The sequence below is a fragment of the Halopseudomonas nanhaiensis genome (genome assembly GCF_020025155.1).
Taxonomy (GTDB): Bacteria; Pseudomonadota; Gammaproteobacteria; order Pseudomonadales; family Pseudomonadaceae; genus Halopseudomonas; species Halopseudomonas nanhaiensis.
In genome coordinates this window covers 3087230-3113451 of the sequence record NZ_CP073751.1, presented here as the reverse complement: position 1 = coordinate 3113451, position 26222 = coordinate 3087230, and the positions used below count along the sequence as shown (strand labels likewise).

The 26222-nt window shown below is 62.9% G+C and carries 27 protein-coding genes and 1 tRNA gene; 13 read left to right on the top strand and 15 right to left on the bottom strand.

What is annotated here, in order from left to right:
* Positions 1–34: 34 nt before the first annotated feature.
* The 8 genes from ychF to KEM63_RS14200 form a co-directional block, all read right to left on the bottom strand.
* The gene (gene ychF / locus KEM63_RS14235; protein WP_223652770.1) at positions 35–1135 is read right to left on the bottom strand and encodes a redox-regulated ATPase YchF; all 1101 of its coding nucleotides are present in this window, start codon (positions 1133–1135) and stop codon (positions 35–37) included.
* Between the two features lie 42 nt (positions 1136–1177).
* Entirely contained in the window at positions 1178–1765 is a 588-nt protein-coding gene (gene pth, locus KEM63_RS14230; protein ID WP_223652768.1) for an aminoacyl-tRNA hydrolase, read from the bottom strand.
* 31 nt (positions 1766–1796) lie between these two features.
* Positions 1797–2435, bottom strand: coding sequence for a 50S ribosomal protein L25/general stress protein Ctc (locus KEM63_RS14225; protein WP_223652766.1), 639 nt, complete (start codon positions 2433–2435; stop codon positions 1797–1799).
* A gap of 98 nt (positions 2436–2533) precedes the next feature.
* Entirely contained in the window at positions 2534–3475 is a 942-nt protein-coding gene (locus tag KEM63_RS14220) for a ribose-phosphate pyrophosphokinase (RefSeq protein WP_093395123.1), read from the bottom strand.
* Between the two features lie 114 nt (positions 3476–3589).
* Positions 3590–3664 (bottom strand) — tRNA-Gln (locus KEM63_RS14215).
* A gap of 33 nt (positions 3665–3697) precedes the next feature.
* Positions 3698–4549, bottom strand: coding sequence for a 4-(cytidine 5'-diphospho)-2-C-methyl-D-erythritol kinase (ispE, locus tag KEM63_RS14210; protein ID WP_223652765.1), 852 nt, complete (start codon positions 4547–4549; stop codon positions 3698–3700).
* The gene (gene lolB, locus KEM63_RS14205) at positions 4546–5163 is read right to left on the bottom strand and encodes a lipoprotein insertase outer membrane protein LolB (protein WP_223652763.1); all 618 of its coding nucleotides are present in this window, start codon (positions 5161–5163) and stop codon (positions 4546–4548) included. Before lolB ends, ispE begins: the two co-directional genes overlap by 4 nt.
* A gap of 1 nt (position 5164) precedes the next feature.
* Complete coding sequence (locus tag KEM63_RS14200) at positions 5165–6910, bottom strand: tetratricopeptide repeat protein (protein ID WP_223652761.1); 1746 nt, start codon at positions 6908–6910, stop codon at positions 5165–5167.
* Positions 6911–7057: 147 nt separating this feature from the next.
* Between KEM63_RS14200 and hemA the strand changes: the two genes are divergently transcribed.
* The 6 genes from hemA to KEM63_RS14170 are packed head-to-tail and all read left to right on the top strand — an operon-like array spanning position 7058 to position 12360.
* Positions 7058–8338 carry a glutamyl-tRNA reductase gene (gene hemA / locus KEM63_RS14195; RefSeq protein WP_223652759.1) on the top strand — a complete coding sequence of 427 codons (1281 nt, stop codon included), beginning with the start codon at positions 7058–7060 and terminating at the stop codon, positions 8336–8338.
* Positions 8335–9420: a peptide chain release factor 1 gene (prfA, locus tag KEM63_RS14190; RefSeq protein WP_223652757.1), complete on the top strand. Its 1086-nt coding sequence runs from the start codon at positions 8335–8337 to the stop codon at positions 9418–9420. Before hemA ends, prfA begins: the two co-directional genes overlap by 4 nt.
* Complete coding sequence (gene prmC / locus KEM63_RS14185) at positions 9417–10253, top strand: peptide chain release factor N(5)-glutamine methyltransferase (RefSeq protein ID WP_223652755.1); 837 nt, start codon at positions 9417–9419, stop codon at positions 10251–10253. The genes prfA and prmC overlap by 4 nt, the downstream gene beginning before the upstream one ends.
* Positions 10246–11004 carry a molybdopterin-synthase adenylyltransferase MoeB gene (locus KEM63_RS14180; RefSeq protein ID WP_223652754.1) on the top strand — a complete coding sequence of 253 codons (759 nt, stop codon included), beginning with the start codon at positions 10246–10248 and terminating at the stop codon, positions 11002–11004. Before prmC ends, KEM63_RS14180 begins: the two co-directional genes overlap by 8 nt.
* The gene (gene murI / locus KEM63_RS14175) at positions 10997–11785 is read left to right on the top strand and encodes a glutamate racemase (protein ID WP_223652753.1); all 789 of its coding nucleotides are present in this window, start codon (positions 10997–10999) and stop codon (positions 11783–11785) included. Before KEM63_RS14180 ends, murI begins: the two co-directional genes overlap by 8 nt.
* Before the next feature lie 47 nt (positions 11786–11832).
* Complete coding sequence (locus KEM63_RS14170; RefSeq protein ID WP_223652752.1) at positions 11833–12360, top strand: acyloxyacyl hydrolase; 528 nt, start codon at positions 11833–11835, stop codon at positions 12358–12360.
* Between the two features lie 39 nt (positions 12361–12399).
* Here KEM63_RS14170 and KEM63_RS14165 read toward each other — a convergent pair whose 3' ends face one another.
* The 6 genes from KEM63_RS14165 to KEM63_RS14140 all read right to left on the bottom strand — a co-directional run bounded on the left by KEM63_RS14165 (position 12400) and on the right by KEM63_RS14140 (position 17590).
* Positions 12400–12936, bottom strand: a complete 537-nt coding sequence (locus KEM63_RS14165; RefSeq protein ID WP_223652751.1) for a DUF2878 domain-containing protein — start codon at positions 12934–12936, stop codon at positions 12400–12402.
* An 87-nt stretch (positions 12937–13023) separates the two neighbouring features.
* Positions 13024–14439, bottom strand: a complete 1416-nt coding sequence (gene phrB, locus KEM63_RS14160; RefSeq protein ID WP_223652750.1) for a deoxyribodipyrimidine photo-lyase — start codon at positions 14437–14439, stop codon at positions 13024–13026.
* On the bottom strand, positions 14439–15332 hold the full coding sequence (locus KEM63_RS14155; protein WP_223652749.1) for a MerR family transcriptional regulator: 894 nt from the start codon (positions 15330–15332) through the stop codon (positions 14439–14441). The genes phrB and KEM63_RS14155 overlap by 1 nt, the downstream gene beginning before the upstream one ends.
* Positions 15333–15341: 9 nt before the next feature.
* Positions 15342–16304, bottom strand: a complete 963-nt coding sequence (locus KEM63_RS14150) for a YbgA family protein (RefSeq protein ID WP_223652748.1) — start codon at positions 16302–16304, stop codon at positions 15342–15344.
* A gap of 82 nt (positions 16305–16386) precedes the next feature.
* Complete coding sequence (locus tag KEM63_RS14145) at positions 16387–16623, bottom strand: TIGR02450 family Trp-rich protein (RefSeq protein WP_223652746.1); 237 nt, start codon at positions 16621–16623, stop codon at positions 16387–16389.
* The gene (locus KEM63_RS14140; RefSeq protein ID WP_223652744.1) at positions 16613–17590 is read right to left on the bottom strand and encodes an NAD(P)/FAD-dependent oxidoreductase; all 978 of its coding nucleotides are present in this window, start codon (positions 17588–17590) and stop codon (positions 16613–16615) included. The genes KEM63_RS14145 and KEM63_RS14140 overlap by 11 nt, the downstream gene beginning before the upstream one ends.
* 160 nt (positions 17591–17750) lie before the next feature.
* On the opposite strand from KEM63_RS14140, the gene KEM63_RS14135 reads away from it, so the two are divergent.
* Positions 17751–18653 carry a TIGR01777 family oxidoreductase gene (locus tag KEM63_RS14135; protein ID WP_223652742.1) on the top strand — a complete coding sequence of 301 codons (903 nt, stop codon included), beginning with the start codon at positions 17751–17753 and terminating at the stop codon, positions 18651–18653.
* Between the two features lie 20 nt (positions 18654–18673).
* The gene (hemH, locus tag KEM63_RS14130) at positions 18674–19696 is read left to right on the top strand and encodes a ferrochelatase (RefSeq protein ID WP_223652741.1); all 1023 of its coding nucleotides are present in this window, start codon (positions 18674–18676) and stop codon (positions 19694–19696) included.
* A 6-nt stretch (positions 19697–19702) separates the two neighbouring features.
* Here hemH and KEM63_RS14125 read toward each other — a convergent pair whose 3' ends face one another.
* Positions 19703–20347 (bottom strand): LysE family transporter, encoded by a 645-nt coding sequence (locus KEM63_RS14125; RefSeq protein ID WP_223652738.1) that lies wholly within the window; start codon positions 20345–20347, stop codon positions 19703–19705.
* A gap of 64 nt (positions 20348–20411) precedes the next feature.
* Between KEM63_RS14125 and KEM63_RS14120 the strand changes: the two genes are divergently transcribed.
* The 5 genes from KEM63_RS14120 (at position 20412) to KEM63_RS14100 (ending at position 26218) form a co-directional block, all read left to right on the top strand.
* Positions 20412–21374, top strand: a complete 963-nt coding sequence (locus tag KEM63_RS14120; protein WP_223652736.1) for a 2-hydroxyacid dehydrogenase — start codon at positions 20412–20414, stop codon at positions 21372–21374.
* Between the two features lie 139 nt (positions 21375–21513).
* Positions 21514–21975: a type IV pilus modification protein PilV gene (gene pilV, locus KEM63_RS14115; RefSeq protein WP_223652727.1), complete on the top strand. Its 462-nt coding sequence runs from the start codon at positions 21514–21516 to the stop codon at positions 21973–21975.
* Positions 21972–22754: a PilW family protein gene (locus tag KEM63_RS14110; RefSeq protein WP_223652725.1), complete on the top strand. Its 783-nt coding sequence runs from the start codon at positions 21972–21974 to the stop codon at positions 22752–22754. The genes pilV and KEM63_RS14110 overlap by 4 nt, the downstream gene beginning before the upstream one ends.
* A gap of 19 nt (positions 22755–22773) precedes the next feature.
* Complete coding sequence (locus KEM63_RS14105; protein WP_223652724.1) at positions 22774–23271, top strand: pilus assembly PilX family protein; 498 nt, start codon at positions 22774–22776, stop codon at positions 23269–23271.
* 37 nt (positions 23272–23308) lie between these two features.
* Entirely contained in the window at positions 23309–26218 is a 2910-nt protein-coding gene (locus tag KEM63_RS14100) for a PilC/PilY family type IV pilus protein (RefSeq protein ID WP_223652722.1), read from the top strand.
* Positions 26219–26222 lie beyond the last annotated feature (4 nt).

Here is a 26222-nt window from a genome sequence, read left to right as displayed (position 1 = left end):
AGGCCGGGGGTGCCCCCGGCCCTGGCAGTTCCGATCAGACGTTGAAACGGAAGTGCATCACGTCGCCATCCTTGACGATGTATTCCTTGCCTTCCAGCCGCCACTTGCCAGCCTCCTTGGCGCCCGCTTCGCCGCGGTACTGAATGAAATCGTCATAGGCAACGACTTCGGCGCGAATGAATCCCTTCTCGAAATCGGTATGGATGGCGGCTGCCGCCTGTGGGGCCGTTGCACCGATTCGTACGGTCCAGGCGCGAACCTCCTTCACGCCTGCCGTGAAATAGGTCTGCAGATTGAGCAGCCCGTAGCCTGCGCGAATGACCCGGTTCAACCCCGGTTCTTCCAGCCCGAGCGATTCGAGGAACATGTCCTTCTCTTCCCCTTCGTCGAGTTCGGCGATCTCCGCCTCGATCTTGTTGCACACCGGTACGACCACGGCGCCTTCTTCTTCGGCGATGGTGCGGACCACGTCCAGATGCGGGTTGTTCTCGAAACCGTCCTCGGCCACGTTGGCGATGTACATCACCGGCTTGCTGGTCAGCAGATGGAAGCTGCGCACCATGCGCTTCTCTTCGTCTCCCAGTTGCTTCATCAGGCTCCGCGCAGGTTTGCCTTCGCTGAAGTGCGGAATCAGTTTCTCGAGCAGCGCCTTTTGCGCCACTGCCTCCTTGTCGCCCCCCTTGGCGTTGCGCGTGACCCGCTGCAGCTGCTTCTCGCAGCTTTCCAGGTCAGCGAATATCAATTCCAGATCGATGATTTCGATATCGCGTTTCGGATCGACGCTATTGGATACGTGGATGACGTTGTCGTCTTCGAAGCAGCGCACTACATGCGCAATTGCATCCGTTTCGCGAATGTTCGCCAGAAACTTGTTCCCCAGGCCTTCGCCCTTCGACGCGCCCGCCACCAGTCCGGCGATGTCGACGAACTCCATGGTGGTGGCGATCACCTTCTCGGGTTTAACGATCGCCGCCAGGGCGTCCAGCCGTGGATCGGGCATCGGGACGACACCACTGTTGGGTTCGATGGTGCAGAACGGAAAGTTCTCCGCGCCGATGCCGGCCTTGGTGAGAGCGTTGAACAGCGTCGATTTGCCCACGTTGGGCAGGCCGACTATTCCGCAGTTAAATCCCATTTCGGTGTCCTCTGCTGCCGTTGGTCACGGCGAAAAGTGTGATCAGGCTTTAAAGCTGTGCAAGGTCTGCATGACGCGCGTCCAGTCCCCGGCGAGCATGCCCGGAACCTGCGCGATTGCTTCGTCAATACAGGCATCGAGCGCGTCCTGCTCGGCCTTTGGTGCGCGGCCTAGTACGAAACCGGTCACCTGGGAAGCGTGGCCGGGGTGGCCGATACCCAGGCGCAGGCGGTGAAAGCTGTTCTGATTGCCGAGACTGGCGATGATGTCGCGCAGTCCGTTGTGTCCGCCGTGGCCACCCCCTTTCTTGCACTTGACCACACCGGGAGGCAGGTCAAGCTCGTCGTGAGCGACCAGTATCTCTTCGGGGAGAATGCGATAGAAACCAGCAAGCGCGCCGACAGCCTGGCCGCTGCGATTCATGAAAGTGGTGGGGATCAACAGGCGAACGTCCTGACCGCCGTGAGTCAGGCGGGCGGTCAGTCCGAAATACTTGGCGTCCGGGCGCAGCGACACATTGTGCCGATCCGCCAGGCGCTCAACAAAAAGGGCGCCAGCGTTGTGCCGGGTCAGTTCATATTCGGGCCCGGGGTTACCGAGGCCGACGATCAACTTGATTCCCTGTGTCACAACGGGCGCCCCTTATGGGTCTCGGCGTGAATTACTCCGCCGATTCCTCACCTTCCGAAGACTCGGTGGTATCAGCGTCGTCTGCTACAACGCGAGCCGGGTGCACGTTGGCAACTGGCAGGTCGTGATCAGGGCCCTGAGCCAGGCTCGGGATGGTAACGCCCTTGGGCAGCTTCAGGTCCGACAGGTGCACGATGTCGTTCAGGCCTACCTTGGCCATGTCAACTTCGATGAACTCCGGCAGGTCCTTCGGCAGGCAGGTCACTTCCACTTCGGTCATGGTGTGGGAGATGATGCCACCGGCTTGCTTGACGCCAACACAGACTTCCTGGTTCATGAAGTGCAGGGGAACCAGTACGGTGACCGAGTGACCGGCAACGACGCGCAGGAAGTCGGCGTGCATGACGCGCGGCTTGGATGGGTGACGCTGCAGGGCCTTGAGCAGAACGTCTTCTTTCTTGCCATCAACGGACAGGCTGATGATGTGGGAATAGAAGGCTTCGTTTTCCAGGGCCTTGTTCAGTTCGCGGGCAGCCACAGATACGCTCTGCGGAGCCTTGTCGCCACCGTAAACGATAGCTGGAACCATGTTTGCGTTACGACGCAGGCGGCGGCTCGCACCTTTCCCCAGGTCGTCGCGCGCATTCGCATTCAAAGTGAAGTCGACCATTAGTAGTCTCCTTGCTGAACATCCGCCAGCTTGCGACCAGCATGACGGATGAGGGGTGAAGCCCGCTCGTGCGGGCCGGTAGTACCAGCGCCGTTCGGTTAGCGGAACATGGCGCTGATGGATTCTTCGTTACTGATGCGGCGCATCGCCTCGGCGATGATCGGCGCCATGTCCAGCTGGCGTATGCGCTCACAGTTTTCCGCAGCAGGTGACAGCGGGATGGTGTTGGTCACCACCAGCTGGTCCAGCGCGGAATTGGAAATATTCTCGATCGCCTTGCCCGACAGGATCGGGTGGGTGCAATACGCAAATACCCTGGTGGCCCCGTGATCCTTGAGCGCCTTGGCTGCGTGACACAGGGTGCCGGCCGTGTCGACCATGTCGTCGACGAGGATGCAGTTGCGATTTTCGATATCGCCGATGATGTGCATCACTTCGGACTGGTTGGCCTTGGGGCGACGTTTGTCGATGATCGCCAGATCCACGCCAAGCGCCTTGGCGACGGCGCGTGCGCGGACAACGCCGCCGATATCCGGGGAGACGATCATCAGATTGTCCAGGCGCTGATCCTGGATGTCGTCGATCAGCACCGGCGAGCCGTAGATGTTGTCGACCGGAATATCGAAGAAGCCCTGGATCTGGTCTGCATGCAGGTCAACGGTCAGCACCCGGTCGACACCGACGACATCGAGCATGTCCGCCACGACCTTTGCGCTGATCGGCACGCGCGCCGAGCGGGGGCGCCGATCCTGGCGGGCATAACCGAAATAGGGGATGACTGCCGTGATGCGGGAAGCTGAAGAGCGTCGCAGGGCGTCAGCCATGACGACCAGCTCCATCAGGTTGTCGTTGGTCGGTGCGCAGGTGGGCTGGATGATGAATACATCCTTTCCGCGAACGTTCTCGTTGAGTTCGATCGCTACTTCACCGTCGCTGAAGCGGCCGGCTGAAGCGTCACCAAGGGGGATGTGCAACTGACGCACGACGCGCCGTGCCAGATCGGGGTTTGCGTTCCCCGTGAAGACCATCATCTTGGACACGCTGCATTACCTTCTGGGTAGTGGTCGATGCGATGAGCCGGATACGGACGTGACAACGCAATGCGCCGCGTCGGTGGAGCCGGGCTCAAGATGTAATGATTACTACCGGAGAAATGGCAGGGGCGGCTGGATTCGAACCAACGCATGCCAGGATCAAAACCTGGTGCCTTACCGCTTGGCGACGCCCCTGTAACTGTCCGGATGCTCGGTTGCATCCGCTTCTTACGCCGCTCTGTCTAACGCCAGGTGTAACGGTGATCTGTTACAACCCTTTGCAACAAAGGTTTGCAGTGTGGCTGGCAACCGGGCGCGAACTTTATCAGCTTCGCATTCGTTTGGGAAGGCCCCAAACAAGCAACTGCCAGTCCCGGTCATCTTAGCCTCACAATATTTGTTTAGCAAGATCAACGTGTTACGTATTGCAGGGTAACGCGCTGTAACAACCGGCAAGCAGTCATTCCGACCACCGTGCTCACGGAAGGCCGCTAATGTAATGGGCGGGGTGTCACGCGTCAACCTTTGATCCGAAAAAATCTCGGCGGTGCTGACCTGGCAGGGTGGCACCACCACCAGGTACCAGGGTTCATCGAGTTCCACCGGGCTGAGCTGCTCGCCAACGCCTTCGGCCCACGCAGCCCTGCCACGAACGAACACTGGCACATCGGCCCCGAGCGACAGGCCCAGTTCGGCGAGCTCGTCGACGCCGAGCCCGGTCTGCCAGAGGCGGTCAAGGCCAAGCAGGGCGGTGGCGGCATCGGAGCTGCCGCCACCGATGCCGCCACCCATGGGCAGTCGTTTGTGAAGCCTGATGTCGGCGCCGTAGTTAGTGCCGCTTGCTTCCTGTAGCAGTCGTGCCGCGCGGACGATCAGATTGCTTTCCGGTGGGACGCCTGGCAGGTCGTCCAGCAGGTGAATCCGGTTGTCGTCACGCCGGGAAAAATCAAGCGTATCGCCGTGGTCAAGAAACTGAAACAGAGTCTGCAGCGTGTGATAGCCGTCCGGTCGGCGGCCGGTGACATGCAGGAACAGGTTCAGCTTCGCCGGCGCCGGCAGGCTCAGTGATGGTGCGCTCACGGCTGCGCCTCAGGTCGCCAGTTGGTAATGACCAGTGTCAGGAGGATGTCGTGCCCGGCGAGTTGCAGTCGTTGCGGCAACTGGACGTCGCCCACCTGCTGATAGCGGCTGTATTCGACTGTCCAGCCGGCCTGGGCAATCCGCGCGGCCCGGCTGTCGGCGTCCAGCTGCAGTCGGCTGGGACGGTCCGGGTCCGGGAGCCCGCGCACCCACCACAGCAGATGTTCCACCGGCAACCGCCAGCCGATCTGTTGCTCGAGCAGATCCTCGGCCGATTCGGCCCGATAGGGCGGCCGGCCAGCCATTTCCAGGGTGACGCCGGAAGGTTCCCCCTGGATACGCGTTGCGCCTCGACCGAGTGGGCCGGACAGCCGTATGTCGTAGGTCCGGTCCGCCTGCTGCCACCACAATGTTCCGCTGCCCGACTCCTGCTCGGAGCGCAGCCCGAGCTTGCCCTGCAGAACCCAGGTGTCGAGGGGCTCGACGGCCTGCCGGTGGCTGCGCCAGGCCGCAGGGTCACCGCCGAACTCCAGAGTCTCGCGCTGATGAAAGCTGCTGCAGGCGGTGGTCAGAGCCGCAAGCAGCATGATGATGAGAATACGAAGACCATGCATATCAACGTTGTTCCAGACGTTCACGGGTGGCGCGGATCAGGCTGTCATCATCGCTGCGCTGGGCAGCTTCTTCCCAAAGCTTCACTGCTTCGCGCCGGTTTCCCTGTTGCCAGAGTACCTCGCCCAGGTGCGCCGCGACTTCCTGATCAGGCATCGCCTTGTAGGCCTGGCGCAGGTAGGCTTCGGCACGCTCGAGATTGCCCAGTCGGTAGTGGACCCAGCCGAGACTGTCGATGATCGCCGGGTCGTCGGAGTCGATGGCGTGCGCGCGTTCGATCAGCGCCAGTGCCTCGTCCAGACGTTCGTTACGGTCCGCCAGCGTATAGCCCAGCGCGTTCAGCGCCATGGCGTTGTCCGGGTCGTCGGCAATAATGGTGCGCAGGTCGCTTTCGAAAGCCGCATGGTCGCCTTGCTGCTCGTGCAGCATCGCGCGGGTGTACAGCAGATCGCTGTGGCCGTCGAAGGCCTGTAGCGCCTCATCGATGCGTTGTATCGCCAGTCTGATATCGACGGCCGTCAACGCCTCGACTTCCAGCAGGTAGAGCGGTAGGGCGTGCTGCGGGTAGACGTTGCGGTCCGCTGTCATGATCTCGCCCAGCTCCTCGGTACGGCCCTGTTTGGCCAGCGCCTGTGCCAGCTGCAGGCGCGAGGTGAGAAATTCGTTGCCGGGCCCGACGCTGCGCCAGGCCTCAATCGCCTGCTCATCATCGCCGGCCGCCTGATGGGCCAGGCCCAGATGGTAGCGCGCGACGCTGTTGCCCGGGCTGACCTGTTCCGCGCGCTGCAGATAGTCGATGGCCGCCTGCGGGTCGTCGTTTTCCAGGTTGACCAGGCCGAGCGTCAGAAGCAGTTCGGCGTCATCGGGGTTCTGCTGTACCAGGGCGGCGAACTGGGTCGCGGCAGCGTCCATGTTGTCTTCTGCGACGAGCAGCCGTGCCATCAGCAGGCGCATGCGGGTGTCGTCGGGGAAGTTGCGCAGTCCCTCCTGCAACGATTCGATGGCCTTCTCGGTCAGGCCCTGATCGGCCAGCAGGCGAGCCTGCAGCATGATTGTCGGCTGACTCGCGGCGCTGTCCGGCAGCGCCTGAAGGAGCTTGAGAGCTTCTTCCTTACGGCCCTCCTGTTGCAACAGCAGCGCGGTCGAGAACGTCAGCTGAGCATTGTCCGGATGCTGCTGGCGCAGCCCCTCCAGCGATTGCAGCATCGACTGGCGCGTCTTCGCGTCGGTCTGCGCCGCGGCAAGGGCGAGGAAATCGAAGTTGGTCTCACCGTGCAGGTCGAGCACCCGCTGCATGAGCTGCATGGCTTGCGAATGCTCACCCGCCCGTGCCAACTGCAGCGCTCCGGCACGTAGCGCCTCCGAGTCGTTGGGTGCCACCTCTACCCAGAGCAGCGCCATCTCCAGCGCCTGCTCGTGAGCGCCGAGAAATTCTGCCACCTGCATGGCGCGGGCGATGACGCCAGCGTCACGGGTAGTGCGGGCCTGATCGAGATAGTTGACAAGCGCCACATCGAAGCGGTTGCGCTGACCGGCGATCTCCGCGGTCAGCAGGGCGAACAGGCTGTCCTTGGTGAACTGGCCGTAGACGATTTCTTCGGCCTCTTCCGGTGCTGCCGGAGCTTCGACCACCGGTTCGGCCGGAGCGGTCGGTTCCGCTTGGCTGCCCAGGTGGGCGCAGCCGACGAGGCTGGCCAGCAACGCGGCTAGAAGGGTCAGTTTCAGGGGGGCTTTGAGCGATTGGTTCATGCTTACCCGGTCGATGTCTGGCGGACAATGATGATGACACAGGATGTGTCGCAAACCCACCGGCGGCAAGCGGGGAATTGATCGCCATCGGCTTACATAGGACAATTGCATGTTTCCCCACCCGCGTCGTCGGGTAAATGAGGCGCCATGGGCTTTCTCGCATTCGGCATCAACCACAGGACTGCAGCGGTAGACGTGCGCGAACGGGTGGCGTTCGCTCCCGATCAGCTTGCCGACGCCCTGCAGCAGCTGCGCGAAGAGACCCTTACGCAGGAGGTGGCGATTCTTTCCACCTGCAATCGTACCGAAATCTACCTCTCGCAGGATCATCCCGATGCCGACGCGCTCGTGGAATGGGTCGCCCGCTTTCATGGTATGACCGTGGACGAGTTGGCGCGGTGCAGCTATCTGCACCGCGACGCCGGCGCCGTTCGCCATATGATGCGGGTCGCCGCAGGCCTCGATTCGATGGTGCTGGGCGAGCCGCAGATACTTGGGCAGATGAAGGACGCCTGGCAGTCGGCGCGTACCGCCGGAACCCTCGGCCCTTACCTGGACCGCCTGTTTCAGAGTACCTTCAACACGGCCAAGCAGGTCCGTACCGATACCGCGATTGGCGAGAATCCCGTGTCCGTTGCCTTTGCCGCGGTGAGCCTGGCGCGCCAGATCTTTTCCGATCTGCGGCGCAGTACCGCGCTGCTGATTGGCGCAGGGGAGACCATCGCGCTGGTCGCCCGGCATCTGTATGAGCAGGGCGTGAAGACAATCATTGTCGCCAATCGCACGCTGGAGCGCGCCGAGCTTCTGAGCGAGCCACTGGGGGGGCGGGCGATCCTGCTCAACCAGATTCCGGATGTGCTGGCGCAGTGCGACATCATCATCAGCTCGACGGCCAGTCCGCTGCCCATCCTGGGCAAGGGTGCGGTGGAGCGGGCGCTGAAGACGCGCAAGCACAGTCCCATGTTCATGGTCGACATTGCCGTTCCGCGGGATATCGAGCCCGAGGTCGGCAGTCTTAGTGACGTCTATTTGTACAGTGTCGATGACCTGCACGAGGTGATCGAAGAGAACCTGCGCTCGCGACAGGGCGCTGCGCAAGCGGCCGAACGCCTGATCGATCTGGGCACCGACGAGTTCATGCAGCGGCTGCGTGCGCTGGCTGCGGTCGATGTGCTGCGGCGGTACCGGCAGAAGGCCGAGCATCTGCGCGACCAGGAGCTGGCCAAGGCTCAGGCGCGACTGGAGAAGGGTGCCGATCCGCAACTCGTGCTGGCCGAGATGGCCCGTGCGCTGACCAACAAACTGCTTCACGACCCCAGTGTCCAGCTCAAGCAGATGAGTGCTGAAGGGCGCGCCGAGGCGCTGACGCTGGCCCAGGAGCTGTTCGCCCTGGACGAAGACTCGCATTCCGTACAAGGCAAATCATGAAGGCATCCCTGCTCAACCGTCTGGACACCCTTAGCGAACGCTTCGAGGAACTCGCTGCTCTGCTGAGCGACGCCGAAGTGATCAGTGATCAGACCCGCTTCCGTGCCTATTCCAAGGAATATGCCGACCTCGAGCCGACCGTCCAGTGTTATGAAGCGTGGCGCAAGGTGGAGTCCAACCTTACAGAGGCTCGCAGTCTGCTCAAGGACAGCGATCCGGACATGCGCGAGATGGCTGAAGAAGACGTTCGCGAGTCGGGCGAGCGGCTGGCGGAGCTGGAAGTCGAGCTCAACCGGCTGTTGCTGCCCCGCGACCCGAACGACGAGCGCAACGTGTTTCTCGAAGTGCGTGCCGGAACCGGCGGCGACGAGGCGGCCATCTTTGCCGGCGATCTGTTTCGCATGTACTCGCGCTATGCCGAACGTCAGGGCTGGCGTGTCGAAGTACTGTCGGAAAACGAAGGCGAGCACGGCGGCTACAAGGAAATCATCGCCCGTGTCGAAGGGCAGTCGGTATACGGCAAGCTCAAGTTCGAGTCTGGCGCCCATCGCGTCCAGCGCGTACCCGAGACCGAGTCGCAGGGCCGCATTCATACCTCGGCCTGTACGGTGGCAGTGTTGCCGGAAATGGACGAGCAGGCGGCGGTTGAAATCAATCCGGCCGATCTGCGCGTCGACACCTATCGCTCCTCCGGCGCCGGTGGGCAGCACGTGAACAAGACCGACTCGGCGATCCGCCTGACGCACCTGCCTACCGGCATCGTGGTCGAGTGTCAGGAGGAGCGGTCGCAGCACAAGAACCGTTCCAAGGCCATGAGCCTGTTGCAGTCCAAGCTGGTCAGTCGCCAGCGCGATGCTCAGGAAAAGGAGATCTCCGATGCCCGCCGCCAGCTGGTGGGCTCGGGTGATCGCTCCGAACGAATCCGGACCTACAACTTCCCGCAGGGACGCCTGACCGATCACCGCATCAACCTGACGCTGTACAGTCTGGATCAGATCGTGCAGGGCGACCTGGACAACGTGGTCGAACCCTTGCTGCGTGAATATCAGGCCGACCAGCTGGCGGCTCTGGACCAGGGATGAACGCCACCGTGGCCGGCGTGCTCGCACAGGTGGATCTGGCTGGCTCGCCCAGTCCGCGCCTGGATGCGGAACTGCTGCTTGCCCACGTTCTGGGCAAGCCGCGGAGCTTTCTGCGCACCTGGCCCGAGCATGTTCTCACGCCGGACCAGATGACGGCCTTCCAGCAGATGCTGGCGCGGCGCAGGACCGGTGAGCCGGTCGCCTATCTGCTGGGCCGGCAGGGCTTCTGGAGTCTCGACCTGCAGGTATCAAGCGCGACGCTGATACCGCGGGCCGATACCGAGACATTGGTCGAAGCGGCACTCTCGCTGCCGTTGCCGGAGCGCGCCCGGGTGCTCGATCTGGGTACCGGTACGGGGGCCATCGCCTTGGCGCTGGCGGGTGAACGGCCTGGCTGGCAGGTAACCGGCTGTGACCGGGTCCCGGAAGCGGTGCAGCTTGCGCGGCACAACGCAGAACGCATTGGTGCGGGCAACGTTGAATTTCTGCTTGGCGACTGGTTCGCTGCCGTTGATCCATCGGCGAGGTTCGACCTGATCGTGTCCAATCCGCCGTACATTGCCGAGCACGATCAGCATCTGACGCAGGGCGACGTCCGTTTCGAGCCCGTCTCGGCGCTGGTAAGCGGGGCGGATGGCCTGGACGATATCCGTCTGATCGTGGCTCGAGCACCGGCGTACCTCGCCCGGCCGGGGTGGCTGATGCTGGAGCATGGCTGGGACCAGCCCCAGGCCGTGGCCGATTTGCTCTCTGCCCGCGGCTTTGTTGATGTTCAGGGCCATCGCGACCTCGGCGATCATATCCGCGTAACCGGAGGATCGTGGCATGCGTGACGACCAGTTGCTTCGCTACAGTCGACAGATACTGCTCAAGCAGGTCGATGTCGAGGGGCAGCAGGCATTGCTGCGGGCCCGGGTGCTGATTGTCGGATTGGGTGGCCTGGGTGCCCCGGTGGCGCTGTACCTGGCTGCGGCCGGGGTGGGTACGCTGCTGTTGGCCGATCCGGATGAGGTTGACCTGAGCAACCTGCAGCGGCAGATCATTCATCAGGTCGGCGGCATCGGCACCAGCAAGGTCGACTCGGCGGCACGGGGCATCGCAGCGCTCAACCCACAGACGCAGCTGATACGGCTTGCGCATGCGCTGGAGGGCGAGCGTCTGGACGAGGCGGTCGCTTCGGCGGATCTGGTGCTGGATTGCTCCGACAATTTCGCCACCCGTCAGGCGGTCAATCGTGCCTGCTTCGCCCTCGGCAAACCACTGGTGTCGGGTGCGGCCATCCGCCTGGAAGGGCAACTGAGCGTATTCGATCCGCGCCGTGACGCCTCGCCCTGCTATCAGTGTCTTTATGGCACCGGCGATGAGTCCACGCTCAGTTGTAGCGAGGCGGGGGTGCTCGGGCCGCTGGTCGGTGTCGTCGGCAGCCTGCAGGCGCTGGAGGCGATCAAGTTGATCGTCGGTTTCGGCGAACCCCTGATCGGCCGCCTGCTGCTGATCGATGCGCTGGACTCGCGCTTCAGGGAAATGCGGCTGCGGCGTGATCCGGCGTGCACGGTTTGTGCTCAGCGGGGCGGCGATGAGTAACGCATCGATCGGGATATTCGATTCGGGTGTAGGCGGTCTCTCGGTCCTGCGGGAGATCGAGCGTCTGCTGCCGAACGAATCGCTGCTGTACGTCGCCGATAGCGGGCATGTCCCTTACGGAGAAAAGTCCGCTGACCATATACGCGAGCGCAGCAGGGCCATTACCGGCTTTCTGCTCGATCAAGGTGCCAAGGCGGTCGTGGTGGCGTGTAATACCGCAACGGCCGCCGCTGTGGCGGAGCTGCGCGAACAGTTCAGCGTGCCTATCGTTGGCATGGAGCCGGCGGTGAAGCCTGCGGCTGCGGCGACTCGCAGCGGTGCGGTTGGCGTTCTGGCCACGACCGGAACGCTGCAGAGTGCCCGCTTCGCGGCATTGCTCGACCGTTTTGCGGGGTCGGTCAGGGTGTATACCCAGCCCTGCCCCGGTCTGGTGGAGCTGATCGAAGCCGGCGAGCTGAGCGGGCCGCGCGTTACCGCCATGCTGCGCGAATTTTCCGCCCCGTTGATCGAAGCCGGATGCGATACGATCATCCTCGGTTGCACTCATTACCCTTTCGTGCGACCGATTCTGGAAACCGTCGTCCCCGAAGGAACCTCGATCATTGATACCGGCGCTGCAGTGGCTCGTCAGTTGGCGGCCCGCCTTGCGCAGCGTGATCTGCTCTCGCAGGGTCCGGCAGCGCAAACCCGCTTCTGGTCCAGCGGCGAGCCGAAGGCGCTGGAACAGGCGCTTCCTGCACTGTGGCGTGGGAACGCAGCGGTGTTGCAGTTGTCTTTTTAGGAGTGCGGGGCGACCCGGCAGGAATTGTGACGCAAGGAAAACACTTCATGAATAAACGCGGTCTGTTTCTCGGTTGTACGTTAGTGGCTTTGAGTTTCACCCCCCTGGCTCACGCGGTTGACGGCATCTCACTCGAGGTAGGTCGCAGTTCGGAGTCAACGGACACCTACCGGCTCGCTGCTCAATTCGATTTTGGCACCACGCTGTGGCAGACGCAGTCGCAAAATGTGCGCCTGGGTGGCTACTGGGACGCCGGTGTGGTGCGCTGGAGCGGACTGGATACCACCAGCGTCGGCGTGTCGCCGGTATTGCGTCTGGAGTTCGGGCAGGGAGGCGCGGTGACGCCCTATCTCGAGCTTGGGATTGGCGCGGCCTACTTCACCCGCAGCAGCATCAACAATGGCGACCCGGATCTGGGCTCGCGCTTCCATTTCGAGGATCGCCTCGGCGCCGGACTGCGTTTCTCCGGCGGCTCGGAACTGGGGGTGCGCATCTACCATTACTCCAATGCCGGGCTCAAGGAACCCAATCAGGGTATAGAAAACGCCAGCCTGTTCTACCGGCTGCCCATCTGACCCGCAGAAACCGTCAGGGTCGGCAGAATCGTCAATGCTTTACCGGACGTCCTGCTGATCCTGTCCTGTTCTGAGCTTCTGCTGCTGGCGATACATGCGCGCGAAGCCGTGTAGCATCGGAAGCAGAATCGCCCATGCAAGCGCAACGATCACCAGCGTCATCGAGCCATCCAAACCGAAGCGAAGGTCTGTCAACTGGGCGCCTACCCAGTAGGCGAACGTACCAGCGACTGCGCCTGCCGCAGAGCCGAGCCACCAGGTCCGACGGGCCCAGATCAGACAGTGATTGAGCATCGTGCCGAACAGCGCCCAGGCTGCCAGCCACCAGAGGGGAATCAGTTCCGGGTCGCCGGGTAGCTGGAAAACGCGCATCTGCAGAAGAAAGCTGTCCACGGCGCTGCCAGCGAGCATGACGGTAATCACCAGCTTGCCCTCGTCGCGCCAGGCGCTGATCCAGGTGAAATGCACCACCAATATCGCCACTGGCACCAGAAGCCACCAGGATGTTCCGCCGAGCAGACAGGCGAACCAGCCAATCTGAAACAGCAGCGCGTTGGCAATCGTCTTCGCCGGCATTTATCTATCCTCGTTGCAGAGGTCCATTATGTTGCCTCCTTGTCAGGTGCATGATAAATCAACGCTGCTCCGGACGCTGCGCAGCCTTCAGCCTCCGCGAAAGGCTTCGATGGCACGCTGGCGGCTGGCCTTGAGATCGACGATCGGCTCCGGATAGCCCAGCTCCGCCAGCTGCGAGCTCGACAGCGGCCGATGGATCTCGCGTGGCGACAGGCTGCGTAGTTCAGGCACCCACTCGCGAATGAAACCGGCGTCCGGGTCAAACTTTTCAGCCTGGGACATCGGATTGAAGACCCGGAAATACGGTGCCGAGTCGGTGCCCGTCGAGGCGCTCCATTGCCAGCCGCCGTTGTTCGATGCGAAGTCGCCATCTATCAGATGCCGCATGAACCAGCGCTCACCGTCCTGCCAGTTGATCAGCAGATTCTTGGTCAGGAACATGGCGGTGATCATGCGCAGGCGATTGTGCATCCAGCCAGTGGCAAGCATCTGTCGCATGGCGGCATCGACGATGGGAATGCCGGTATTGCCGGTCTGCCAGGCGCGCAGGGCATCCGGCTCGGTGCGCCACCGAAAATCCTGGTATTCGCTGCGGAACGCCTTGCCACGGGACACGTGCGGGTAGCAGACGAGGATATGCCTGTAGAACTCGCGCCAGAGCAGTTCGTTGATCCAGCCGACCGCGCCGGTATTGCCTGAGTCGAATTCGCCACGATTGGCGCCGATTGCGGCATGCAGACACTGCCGGACCGAGATGATCCCGCTTGCCAGATAGGGCGACAGGCGGCTGGTGCCGTCCAGATCCGGTCGGTCGCGGGTGTCCTGATAGTCTTCGAGGATATCGGCAACGAACAGATCCAGGCGATCCGACGCCGCCCGTTCGCCGGCCGGCCATATCTGTTGAATGGTCGCGGTGACCTGCTCGAACCCCGCGACTTTCTCGGGTGGCGTATCCCGTGTCACCGCAAGCGTTCCCTGACGGCTGGGCGCAGGCAGGCATTGGGGCAGCGCACGGTGCAGGTTGGCGTAAGCCTGCTTGCGAAACTGGCTGTATACCTTGTACATGCTCCCGGATTGGGTGAGCAGAGTGCCGGGCTCGAACAGCGTATTGTCGACAAAGCGTTGGCACGCCAGGCCTGCGCTCCGAAACTCCTCGGCGACCGCTTGATCCCGTCGCTGCTCATGTATCCCGTATTCGTCGTTGAAGAACATCCCCGTCGCGTCCACGTCCCGGGCAACGTTCAACAGCGCCTGAGGCGCGTCGCGCCAGTGATCGACCTCGACCAGCTTGAGCGGGATATTCAAGGCTTCCAGCGCGCGGCCAAGTTCGACGAGATTGCGCAGCCAGAAGTCGACCTTGACCGCAGCTTCGTCGTGTTCGGCCCAGGTGCCCGGAGTGATCAGATAGACCGCAACGACTGCCCCGTTCTGGCTGGCGTGCCATAGGGCGGTGTTGTCATGAATGCGCAGATCGTTGCGCAGCCAGCATAGGTTAACGCTCATCAGGCACTCCGAAGATCCTTGACGATACAGGCGTAGGCGGAACAGGGCGCTTCCGGCACGGGCTCTATACCGAGGGCTTCCAGTTCACGGTGATGTATGAGCGAAGCGGGCCCGGCGAAATACACCGCGAGGTTGGTCTGTTGCATCAAGGATGGCAGTTCGCGGCGAAGTTGCTCGCTGGTCAATGCATGGCTGCCATACAGGATCAGAGCCTGCAGATCGCGTCGTTCACTGATGAGGGTCAGTTCGGCGGCGGGTACGCACCAGTCGAGCAGCTCCATATGTCGCCCGCCGTGGCTCAGCAGCATCGCCAGCAGCCACATGCCAGGCTGGCGCGAGTCGTTGGAAAGATTAACCATCAGCAGCGCATGGCGATGTTGCTGGCAGTTGTTCTGATACACCCGGGAGGCCAGTCGGCCGCGCAGCCAGGTACAGACGAACGCCTTTTCCAGCTCGTCGCCGAACTGACCGGTCCACCGCTGCTCAAGTGCCGCAATAGTCGGCTCGAGCAGCCGCTCGCAGCTCTGCTGTACCGAGTAGCCACTCATGGCCGTGTTGTAGATCAGATCGGCGCGCTGGGAATCGAACGCGATCAATGCGTTGACCAGGCTCTGACGCCATTCGCTCCAGGGAGAGTCGCCTGCGCTGTCCTGGGCTGCCGGCCTGCTCATCAGCTCACGGACCTGACCTACTGCAACGCCGCGTCCCAGCCAGGCGACGATGGTCTGGATCTGCTCGACATTGTCCGCTGTATACAGGCGGTGCCCCTTCGGCGTGCGGTGCGGCTGGATCAGTCCGTAACGCCTCTCCCAAGCCCGCAGCGTGACGGCCGTGACGCCGGTGAGCCGTGCCACTTCGCGTATCGGGAGCAGTTCCGCAGCGGCGATGCTCATCGGTCAGCCCTAGATCGCATTGCGCAGGCTCAATTCGGCCGGGTAGGGCTGCAGATAGGCCTGCCGGCCCAGATAGGCGTCCGGATGATTCATCAGATGGTGTTTGAGCAGCGTGATCGGCACCACGAGCGGTACCATGCCCAGACGGTACTGCTCGATCAGGCTGCGCAGCTCGGACTTCTCATGCCCGGCCAGCGAACGCTTGAAATGCCCCGCTATGTGCTCAAGCACGTTACTGTGCGAGCGGCGGCTTGCCTTGCTCTTCAACGAGATGATCAGGTCGGCGAAGTAGTCTCCGGCGAGCTGTTCAAGATCGGCTTCGGACAGATTGGCAAGCATCCGACCGAGCCGCCGGTACGCGGCCGGATTGTGGGCCAGCAGCAGATACTTGTGGCGGGCGTGGAAATCTATCAATTGCGAGCGGCTCAGCCCGGTTGACTGCAACTGCTTCCAGGCGCTGGTCACCATGACGCGGGTGATGAAGTTTTCGCGTAGTACCGGATCGTTCAGGCGACCCTCTTCCTCCACCGGCAGGTGCGGATTGGTGCGCATCAGCGCTTGAGCGAAAAGGCCGCTGCCGGTCAGCGGTGCCGGTTGACCGTTGTCCTGATACACCTTGACACGCTCCATGCCGCAGCTGGGTGATTTCTGCATGAGAATGAAGCCGCATAGCTCCGGGTGCGCCGCTGCGACGGCCTCCCCATACCCGAGCAACTGGGACGTGATATCCAGCGAAGGGTCGCGCGTACCGAGCGCCCGAGGCGACGTCGGATCGCCTACCAGCCGTATCGGCTGGCGCGGTGTACCGAGGCCGATGGCCACTTCCGGGCAGAAAGGCACCAGATCGAACCACTGCCCCAGTTGCTCGGTACATAACGCGGAATGCTTGTGGCCGGCGTTGAAGCGAACCGGGCTGCCAGTCAGGCAATCGCTGATACCGATCGGAATGCGCACTGGCGTGGAGCAGCTCATGATCACCTCGCTTATACAAAACGGTGTACGTGTACAATAAAAGTCTACACGAGCGGCGTATTTGTACAAGTACCTCGATCGCCTAGAGCCAGCCGGTTCGCCAGACAGTCCGATCGCGCAGGGTCTGCCAGTCCATCCGCTGGGTCCTGCCGGTGATGACAGCTTCGAGATCCACTTCGACGATTCGCTCCAGCTCGTCTCGGTGCAGCTTGACGACCATGAAGTGGCGCTCCCGATTGGCAGGGATCACCGCAGTCCACTTCGAGTGGAGCAGTTTCGTCGGGTTGATCTGCGTGAGGGGCGGGCGCTCAGACGACACTGTCGGCCGCCTGCAATCCGCTCAGCCATGCACCTTCGATGCGCCCGGACAGGCACCAGTCGCCGCACACGTAAAGCCCCAGATCCGGGGCCGCCAGCGCGCCCCAGTCACAGGGTGATACCGAGCGAGCATAAAGCCATCGGTGAACGAGGCTCTGACTCGGCGCCGGCAGGGGTGTATCGACGACCTCGGCAAAGGCGCCGGTCAATGTCTCGCGGACAAACGCGGGGTCGGCATTCTCATGTTGCGCGGCCCACGCTGCGTTCGACTGGATGATCCAGCTGTCTGCGCCGAAGCGCTGGGGTTTGCTGAGATGGCGAGAAATCCAGTCGAGGGGGCCCGTGCGGACGAAGCAGGCGTCCATGTCGATTGCCAATGGTTCGGCAAACGACAGGGCCAGCGTCCAGCAGGGGGCTACCCGCACCTGAGCGGCGGCCTGGGCTAGTGACGGCGCATCGTGCAGTAACGTGACGGCTTGTGGAGCGGGGACGGCGAGCAGTATGCGGTCGAACGGTCCATATCTGCGGTCATGTTCGTCCTGCAGGTGCCAGAGTGCTTCGTCGTCGCGTTGCAGGTCAGTGATCCGCACCCCACTGTTGAAGGTCAGCCCCTCGAGCAGCTGACGCGACAACCCGGTCATCCGCGGCACGCCGACGTAGCGCCGTTGCTCGTCTGGCGACGCGGTTAATCCTTGTTCGTCGTATCTATACAGGCTGGGTGTCCACTCGGCAGCCCATCCGGCGTCGAGCCAGCGCTGCAGTTCGCGGCGAAAGCGCGGGTCGCGCGCGGTGAAGTACTGCGCGCCCATGTCCAGTTCACCCGCTTCGGTGCGCTTGCTGCTCATGCGTCCGCCGCTGCCGCGACTCTTGTCGAACAGCGTCACGGTATGGGCTCTGGACGCGAGTGCCCGTGCTGCGCTGATCCCGGCGAGACCAGCACCAATGATGCCGATGCGTAGCGATTTCATAGGAATTCCGATCAATCGATTGGATTTATACGCGAGTTGTACATATAAATAATTGTGTATAGCATTGCCGATCTGCGACATGACTTCAAGTTTCGCAGCGGCCGGGCTGTTAGGTTATCGGCGAGAGCGCGTTCGTTCCGTCGCAAGCAAGGAGTCCAGCATGCACGTTTTGTTGACCGGAGGTACCGGCCTGATCGGCCGTTCGCTGTGTGGCAGTCTGCTCGCCGATGACTGCCGTGTCAGTGTTCTGTCCCGACGCCCTGATCGAGTCGCTGCGCTGTGCGGCGCAGAGGTCCGCGGAGTCGGGGCCCTGTCGGAGCTGGATGGCGATACACCGGACGCGGTGGTCAATCTTGCCGGTGCGCCCATAGCTGACGGGCGATGGACAGCCGAGCGCAAGGCGGCGTTATGGGCCAGTCGGGTGACCCTCACCGAACAGCTCGTGGCGTGGTTGGGAGAGCTGCCGCGCAAGCCCTCTGTGCTGATAAGCGGCTCAGCGGTGGGTTGGTATGGCGACACCGGCGACGCGACAGTCGATGAAACCCATCCGGCCCGATCGAGCTACACGCATACACTGTGCGACGCCTGGGAAACCGCGGCGCAGCGTGCCGCCGCCCATGGCATCCGCGTATGCCAGGTGCGCACCGGGCTGGTCTTGGCGCCAGGCGGTGGCTTTCTGCAAAAGATGCTGCCGCCTTTTCGCCTTGGCCTCGGCGGTCCGATAGGTCCGGGCCGGCAGTACATGCCATGGATTCACCTGCGGGACGAAGTCGGGGTGATTCGCCACCTGTTGGCAAACCAGCAGTGTCGCGGGCCCTTCAATGCCACGGCACCGCAGCCGGTCACCAATCGAGAGTTTGCGAAGACGCTGGGCGCGGCGCTGAATCGCCCGGCACTGCTGCCGTTGCCGTCACTGGCGCTCAAGCTCGGCCTCGGGGAGATGGCCCAGCTGCTGCTTGGCGGACAGAACGCGATACCCCGCAAGGCATTGGAAAGCGGATACACTTTCCGATTCACCGAGCTCGAAACGGCGCTGCGCGACGTACTCGACTCGACACATTGATTGCATGAGAGAGGTTGTACATGTCCGCACGTGGGGTTCTACTGGTCAACCTTGGCTCCCCTGCCAGCACCAGCGTGGCAGATGTACGCCGATATCTGAACCAGTTCCTGATGGACCCGTACGTGATCGACTTGCCGTGGCCGGCTCGTCGGCTACTGGTAAGCCTGATCCTCGCGACGCGGCCAAAGCAATCAGCAGAAGCCTACGCCTCGATCTGGTGGGACGAAGGCTCGCCACTGGTAGTGCTGAGTCGGCGGGTGCAGCAGGCGCTGCAGGCGAAACTCGATATGCCGGTAGAGCTTGCCATGCGCTATGGCCAGCCATCGATCGAGCGCGGGATCCTCGCGCTGGCGGCGACGCCAGGAGTGGAGGAGATCCTGTTCATTCCACAGTATCCGCAGCACGCCGACAGCACCATTACGACCTCGATACGCGAGGCCGAGCGCGTCATCGCGCAGCATCGTCTCAAGGTCACGCTGACCGTCATCCCGGCATTCTACGACCGCGAAAGCTACATGGACGCGCTCGTCACCAGCGCCAGGCCCCACTTCGAGCAGCCCTTCGACCACCTGTTGATGAGCTATCACGGCCTGCCTGAGCGGCACTTGCGCAAGGCCGACCCGACCGGCAGTCACTGTTTGAATTATCCCGACTGCTGTGAGAGGCCATCGGTTGCCCATGCCACCTGCTATCGCGCTCAATGCACGGCAGTATCCAGAGCCTTTGCGTCGCGCATGGGGCTGGAGGCGGGACGCTGGTCGCAGGCGTTCCAATCCCGGCTGGGACGGGCGAAGTGGATAGAGCCCTACACCGAGGCGAGGATCGACGAGCTGGCAGCGCAGGGGGTCAAGCGCCTGCTGGTGATGTGCCCGGCGTTCGTGACCGACTGCATCGAGACGCTGGAGGAAATCGGGGACCGGGCTCGTGAACAGTTCATCGAGGCCGGCGGCGAAGAGTTGGTGCTGATCCCCTGTCTGAACGACCATCCGCAGTGGATCCAGACGCTGGCGCAATGGTGCCGGAGCGAGCCGGTCGCCCTCTAGGTATTGTCAGATAGCCGGATCGCTGCGCCCTGTCCACTGCGACAGGGCCAGATGCAGACCCAACCCTATCAGCACTGTCCCCATGGCTCGGTCGAACCAGTGCCCCATCCGCCCGAAGGCATCCCGGACCCGCTGATGACTGAAAAGCATCGCGACCAGACAGAACCAGATACCGGTGGCCACGGCCAGATAGAGACCATAGCCGGCCTGCACCGACAGCGGTGTGTCATGGGAAATCACCACGGTGAACAGTGACAGGAAAAACAGCGTCGCTTTCGGGTTCAGCCCATTGGTGATGAAACCCTGCACGAAAGCCCGGCCGGAGCTCAGTTGCGGCGCGCCTTGGCTATGGGCTTCCGGTTCCTGCGGTCGCGAACGGAGTGCCCGTACACCGATATACAGCAGGTAGGCTGCAGCCAGCCATTTCATCAGATTGAACAGCCATATCGACTGCGAAACGATGAGACCGATGCCCAGCAGCGAATAACCGACATGGATCAGGATCCCGCAGCCAACGCCCACCGCCGTCATCAGGCCGGTGTGCCGCCCCAGACTCACGCTGTTGCGGATCACCACGGCAAAGTCCGGCCCGGGGCTCATCACGGCCAGAAGATGAACCAGCGCAACCAGAAGAAATTCCTGCAGATACATGGACGGCTCCGGGCAAAGCAACCATTCTAATCGGCCTGACATTGGCGAGACAGGTACAGTCACCATGACAAACAGGCTTTCAGCGGTATTCCTTGATCTATCAACGCTTGATCGCGACGATCTCGATCTGTCCCCGCTCGGCGCCGCGTCGTCGCGCTTCGAACGGTTCGCCACGACCGCTGCGGAGCAGCTCCTGGAACATCTGGGCGAGCATCAGGTGGCGATCACCAACAAGGTGGTGATCGATGACGCTGCGATGCAGGCCTGCCCGCAGCTCAAGCTGATCCTGATCGCCGCGACCGGCACCAACAATGTGGATCTGGATGCCGCTCGACGGCGCGGCATCACAGTGTGCAATTGCCAGGCGTACGGCACCTCGGCGGTGGCGCAGCATACGCTGATGCTCATGCTGGTATTGGTCACCCGCTTCGAATCGTATCGTCAGGCGGTACGCGACGGTGCCTGGCAACGCAGCAGCCAGTTCTGTCTGCTCGACTATCCGATCGGCGAGCTGGCCGGCCGGACCCTGGGCATTCTGGGCTATGGAGAGCTAGGTCAGGCGGTTGCGCGGCGGGCCGAAGCCTTCGACATGCGAGTGATTGTTGGCGCGCTGCCGGGCCGTGAACGAGCCGGACGGCCATCGCTTGACGCGTTGCTGCCGCAGATCGATTTCCTCAGTCTGCATTGCCCGCTCACCGAGACAACGCGGGGCCTGATCGGAGCCCGGCAGATGGCGCTGATGAAGCCGGGCAGCTTTCTGATCAATGCCGCACGCGGTGGTCTCGTGGATGAAGCGGCGCTGTTGGAAAGTTTGCGTCGCGGCCATCTGGCCGGGGCTGCCAGCGACGTGCTGAGCGAGGAGCCGCCGCGCAACGGCAACCCACTGCTCGACGCTGATGTTCCCAACCTCATCGTAACCCCTCACAGTGCCTGGGGCAGTCGCGAAGCGCGACAGGCCATCGTCGCTCAGCTCGCGGAGAATCTGGAGGGCTTCGCTCGGGCGGCGCCCTGCCGCGTGGTCAGTTGAGGGCCTGGTTCACAGTTCGGCGCACATCACCCGTTCGGGTGATGTGCTCACCGGAGTCGGTCCTTATGCTTCGACCCCCAAGGAAAACGTAGCTGTTGCGTAGTCGGCTGCTTCAATCGCTGACTCACGGAAGAGCCACATGCTTCGAGTCACATCGTCGCCTGCCGCCCATGACCAGCTTGGCGTCAGCCTGCTGGAAGTCCTCATCGCGGTTCTGGTACTCGCTATCGGCGTCCTCGGCGCAGCGCAGCTGCAGCTCTCGGCGTTGCGTTACAACGCCAGCGCCGCACACACCACCCAGGCAAGCTTCATCGCCTACGACATGCTGGATCGGATGCGTGCAAACGCCGATGATCTCGCCGCCTATGCCGGGTTTAGCGTGGTGGGCTGCAGTGCTGCGCAGCCCGGTGCCGATATTCTTGCTCAGGATCGTCATGACTTCGCCACGGCAGTCGGCTGCCAGTTGCCTGGCGGACGTGGGAGCATTGCTGTCGACGGTAACCGCGCCACCGTCACGGTAAGTTGGTCGGAGTCGCGCATCCAGGCAGGGCAGTCCGATACCGCGTTCGTTGTGTCCTCGCAGGTGAGGGCCGAACCGTGAGCACCGCACTGCGAGCCAGCCAGCGTGGATTCGGGCTGGTCGAGCTGATAATCGCCCTGGCGCTCGGGCTCATCCTCATCCTGGGCGTGACGCAGATCTTCGTCGGCGCCAAGCAGGGCTTCGTGGTGCAGCAGAGCGCTGCGGCTATGCAGGAAAACGCGCGATTTCTGCTTGGTCGCATGGCTCGCGAGCTGCGCATGGTCAATCTGTTCGGCTGCCTTGACCTGAACCGGCTGCCCGCTCCAGTTGCAGCCACGGTGCCAGACGCCTTTTCACGACCCATCGCCTACGAAGACGCCACGCTCACGCTGCTCACCGCCGTGCCGCATGCCCAGACGATCTCCAGCCCGACGACGCGCAACGCCAGCGACTTCGGGGCGCGCTGGCTGATCGTGACCGACTGCCGCACCGCAGACAACCTTCGGATAGGTACAGCCGATGTGCCGGTTGGCCCGGGGGACATCCTCATTCCGATAAGGCAACTGGAGTATTCGCTGCACAACCATGCCATCCGTGCCCGGATCAACGGCGCGGGGAACCGCGAAACGCTGATCGACGGGGTGGTCGGCCTGGACGTGTCCTTCGCGATGGCCGGTTCAAGCGAGGAGCCGCACGTCAGTGGTGGCTACGTTTCGTCGGTGGATCCGGCGAACTTCGACCGCATCCGCAGCGTGCGACTTGCCCTGCAGCTCAGTGACAACCCCTCGGATCCCGATGCAGGCAGCGTGCAGGCCGCGACCTACTCGCTGGTCACCACACTGCGTAACCGTACCCCCTAAGCCAGGCAAGGAACGCTCGATGAAACGACATGCTCCACCCGCCCACCAGCACGGCGCAGCACTGATCATCAGCCTGATGCTGCTCCTGTTGCTGACCCTCAGTAGCGTCGCCGGCATCAAGGCCTCGTCCAGCCAGGAGCGCATGGCCGGTAATGCGAAGTTTCGGAACGACAGTTTTCAGGCTGCCGAGGCCGGACTGCGGATTGCCGAACAGGCCTTGATCGGCGCACCTCAGAACGTGGGGCCGCCGTGCCGGGCAGAGCAGTGTGCTATCGAGGCCGGCGCGTTGGACATCGATCATCTGGCCTCGCCGGGCAGCGGATGGATTGCGGTGGCGCCTGGCCGGGACACCAACCAGATGAACGTCTGGTATCGGATTACCGCGCTCGGTCAGGCTCTGGCTCCGGCGAACACACGCAGCCAGGCTCCCGGTCAGTTGTATCGCATCGTCGCGGTCAGCTTTCGTGGCACCAACCGCACTGTTCTGGAGGCTGTGCATGTTCTTACCATCATCTGAACGGCGCAGGGCCCGGCTTCGGAGCTGGACGGGCCGGTTGGCAGGAGCTGCCCTGACACTTGCCTGCAGCAGTGCGACGCAGGCGTTCGCTCCGCTGAGCGGTCCGGTCCTGTCGAGCCCGGCGGTGGCCCCGAACGTTGTCATGCTGTTCGACAACTCATCCAGCATGGTGCTCAATCGGGTGCAGGGCTCGGATCGAACCCGGCTGGACGTCGCCAGGCAGGCTGCACAGGATGCGATTTCCAGCAACCGCAACGTGCGCTTCGGATTATTCCTGTTTCGCGACACGCTGGGCTCGGGCAGCCGTCGCGATGCGCCGGGGGGAGAGCTGGCGGTAGAGGTCGGCTCGATCGCACCGGGAGAGGCCGGCAGCGAGGAGCGTTTCGCTCGCATCCAGGCGGCGCTTGACGCGGTTGCGCCGAGCGACTCCGGCAACTTCACCTACACCCCGCTTGCCGAGTCGTACTACGAGATCACCCGATACATGCGCGGGCTGCGCGCCTTCTATCCGCAGTCGATAGCCGAGGCGAACCGCGAGCAGTATCGCAGCCCCATAGACTATCGTTGCCAACGAAACTTCGGCTTGGTCCTGACGGACGGGCTGCCCACCTATGACAGCCAGTTTCCCGGCGCAATCGCCCTCGATCCGGATGGCGACAACCCCGCAGTCGCCGGCGCGTTCAACCTGCCGGACTGGGATGGCAACCTCGAGGGCGACGCCAACGGCGATGATGTTTCGGAGGAGGGCAGTACCTTCTATCTGGACGATATGGCCGCCTTCGCCCTCGGCACCGACCTGCGCAGCGCGGCTGGCCATGCGGACACAGTAGACCGTGCAGGCGTCAGCTTCGATGACCCGCGGTTTCCGATTCAGAACATGCGCACCTTTACCGTCGGTTTCGCGCTGGATGATCCAAGGTTGCGCAGCGTAGCTCAGGCCGGCAACGGCAGTTACTACACCGCGAGCAATCGCCAGGAGCTGAACGCAGCGCTGTCGGGGGCTCTGGAGGAGATCAATGCATCTGCCGGCTCCGGTGGTGGGGGCGTGAGCAGCGCGGCAGAACTCAGCGACGGTGCCGTCTTCTATCGCACTCTTTACGATCCCGAGGGATGGAGCGGAGCCGTTGAGGCTTACCATCTGAACGAAAGCGGGCAAGTCAGTCAGCGACTCTGGAGTACCGATCAGACGATAACGGAGCGACACCGCGCCGGCCTGTACCAAACCTGGCGCCGTGCCGACGGTCCACGTCGCGCAGGGGCCGTGTCGTTGAATGCCGACACCTACGGCCAGCTGCCGGAGCAGCAGCAAGCCGTGCTCGATCAGGAAGCCACACTTGCCGGCCTGCAAGGAGCGGACGCCGCGCAGCGGCTGCTCGACTGGACGCGCGGCGTCGCTGTATCGGATTTGCGCCCTCGGGATGTACTACTTGGTGACATCATTGCCGCGCCGCTGGTGCTGGCTGGGACTGAAGACGCCTTGGCCAGCCGGAATGCACCCGGCTACGCCGCGTACCTGTCGGTGAAGCGTCGTGAAATGACTGCGTCGCTGGTCACCGGAGCGAACGACGGCATGGTCCACGTCATCGGTGCGGCAGACGGCAGGCATCGCTACGCCTTTCTCCCCGCAGCAATGCATCGGCATCTGGGTGAGCGGGCGCGCCCGGATTTTGGTGCGTCACACGAATCGGGTATGGACGGCCCTATTCGCCTGGCCGATGTACCGGTCGGCGAGGGCTGGGCGAGTCTGGCGGTTGGCGGCATGGGTGCAGGCGGCAAGGGGCTGTTCGGTCTTCGCCTGTTCGATCAGATCCGCGGCGATCAGGCGATCGGAGCGCTATGGGAGGTCAACGCTGCCGACGAAGGATGGGAAGACCTGGGGTTCACCTACGCCCAACCTGTCGTTGCACTGGTTGACGGCCGTGCCGTCGTGATCACCGGCAACGGGTACGGCAGTGCCCGCGGACAAGCGGTGCTCCATGTACTCGATGCGCTTACCGGCGCGCAGCTCAGGCGCATTGAAGTCGGCGAAGCCGGAGACAATGGCTTGTCGACACCGCACGTGATCACCGATGCCGGCGGCAACCTGCTTGCCGCCTACGCAGGGGACCTCAAGGGCCAGCTCTGGCGCTTCGAGCTGTCCGGCAGTCTCGATGACTGGCACGTTGGCCTGGCCGGGGAGCCACTATTCTCTGCCGCGCCGGGCCAGCCTATCACCGTCCAACCTCAGACAGTCGCGCACCCGCAGGGCGGCCAGCTGGTCCTGTTCGGCACCGGCAAGTTCATGGAAGGTACGGATCTCTCGGATCGATCGGTACAGGCGTTTTACGCCGTATGGGATCGGCCTGCCGGTGCCGGAGGCCTGTCTCCCGAGGATCTGCTGGAGCAGCGCATCGCCAGCGAGGAGCGCCACGCTGGGCAAAGCTTTCGTTCGGTCAGTCAAGGGCGCGTCGACTGGGCTACCCAGAGCGGCTGGATGCTACCGTTGATCCATGCGGCAAACGCCACCGGCGAGCGGGTAACCCAGGACGTCATCACCCAGGGCAGTCGAGTGATATTCACTACCGGTCTTATCCGCGATACCGGTGGGGATCCGTGCCTGACCAGCGGCGACGGCTGGTTGATGGTGCTGGACATCTATTCCGGCGGCATGCTGCCGAGCGCAACCCTCGATACGAACAACGATCGGCTAGTCGATGGCAACGATGAGCCCACTGCTGGCATGGACCTTGATATTGGTCTGCCCGGCAGGCTCAACCTGGTGCGACGGCCGCCCGATCCGCCGGAATGCACCGAAGGTGAGCCGTGCGATTGTGAGGGCGATGATTGCCCGTTGCCGCCACCTTGTGGTGACGAGTATTACCTGCTGCCCGGCTCGGATGGGATAACGTCGGTTGTCGGCAGCACCCGGTGCGAGTTCAGCCGCATCATGTGGCGCCAGTTGATGTGAGGGA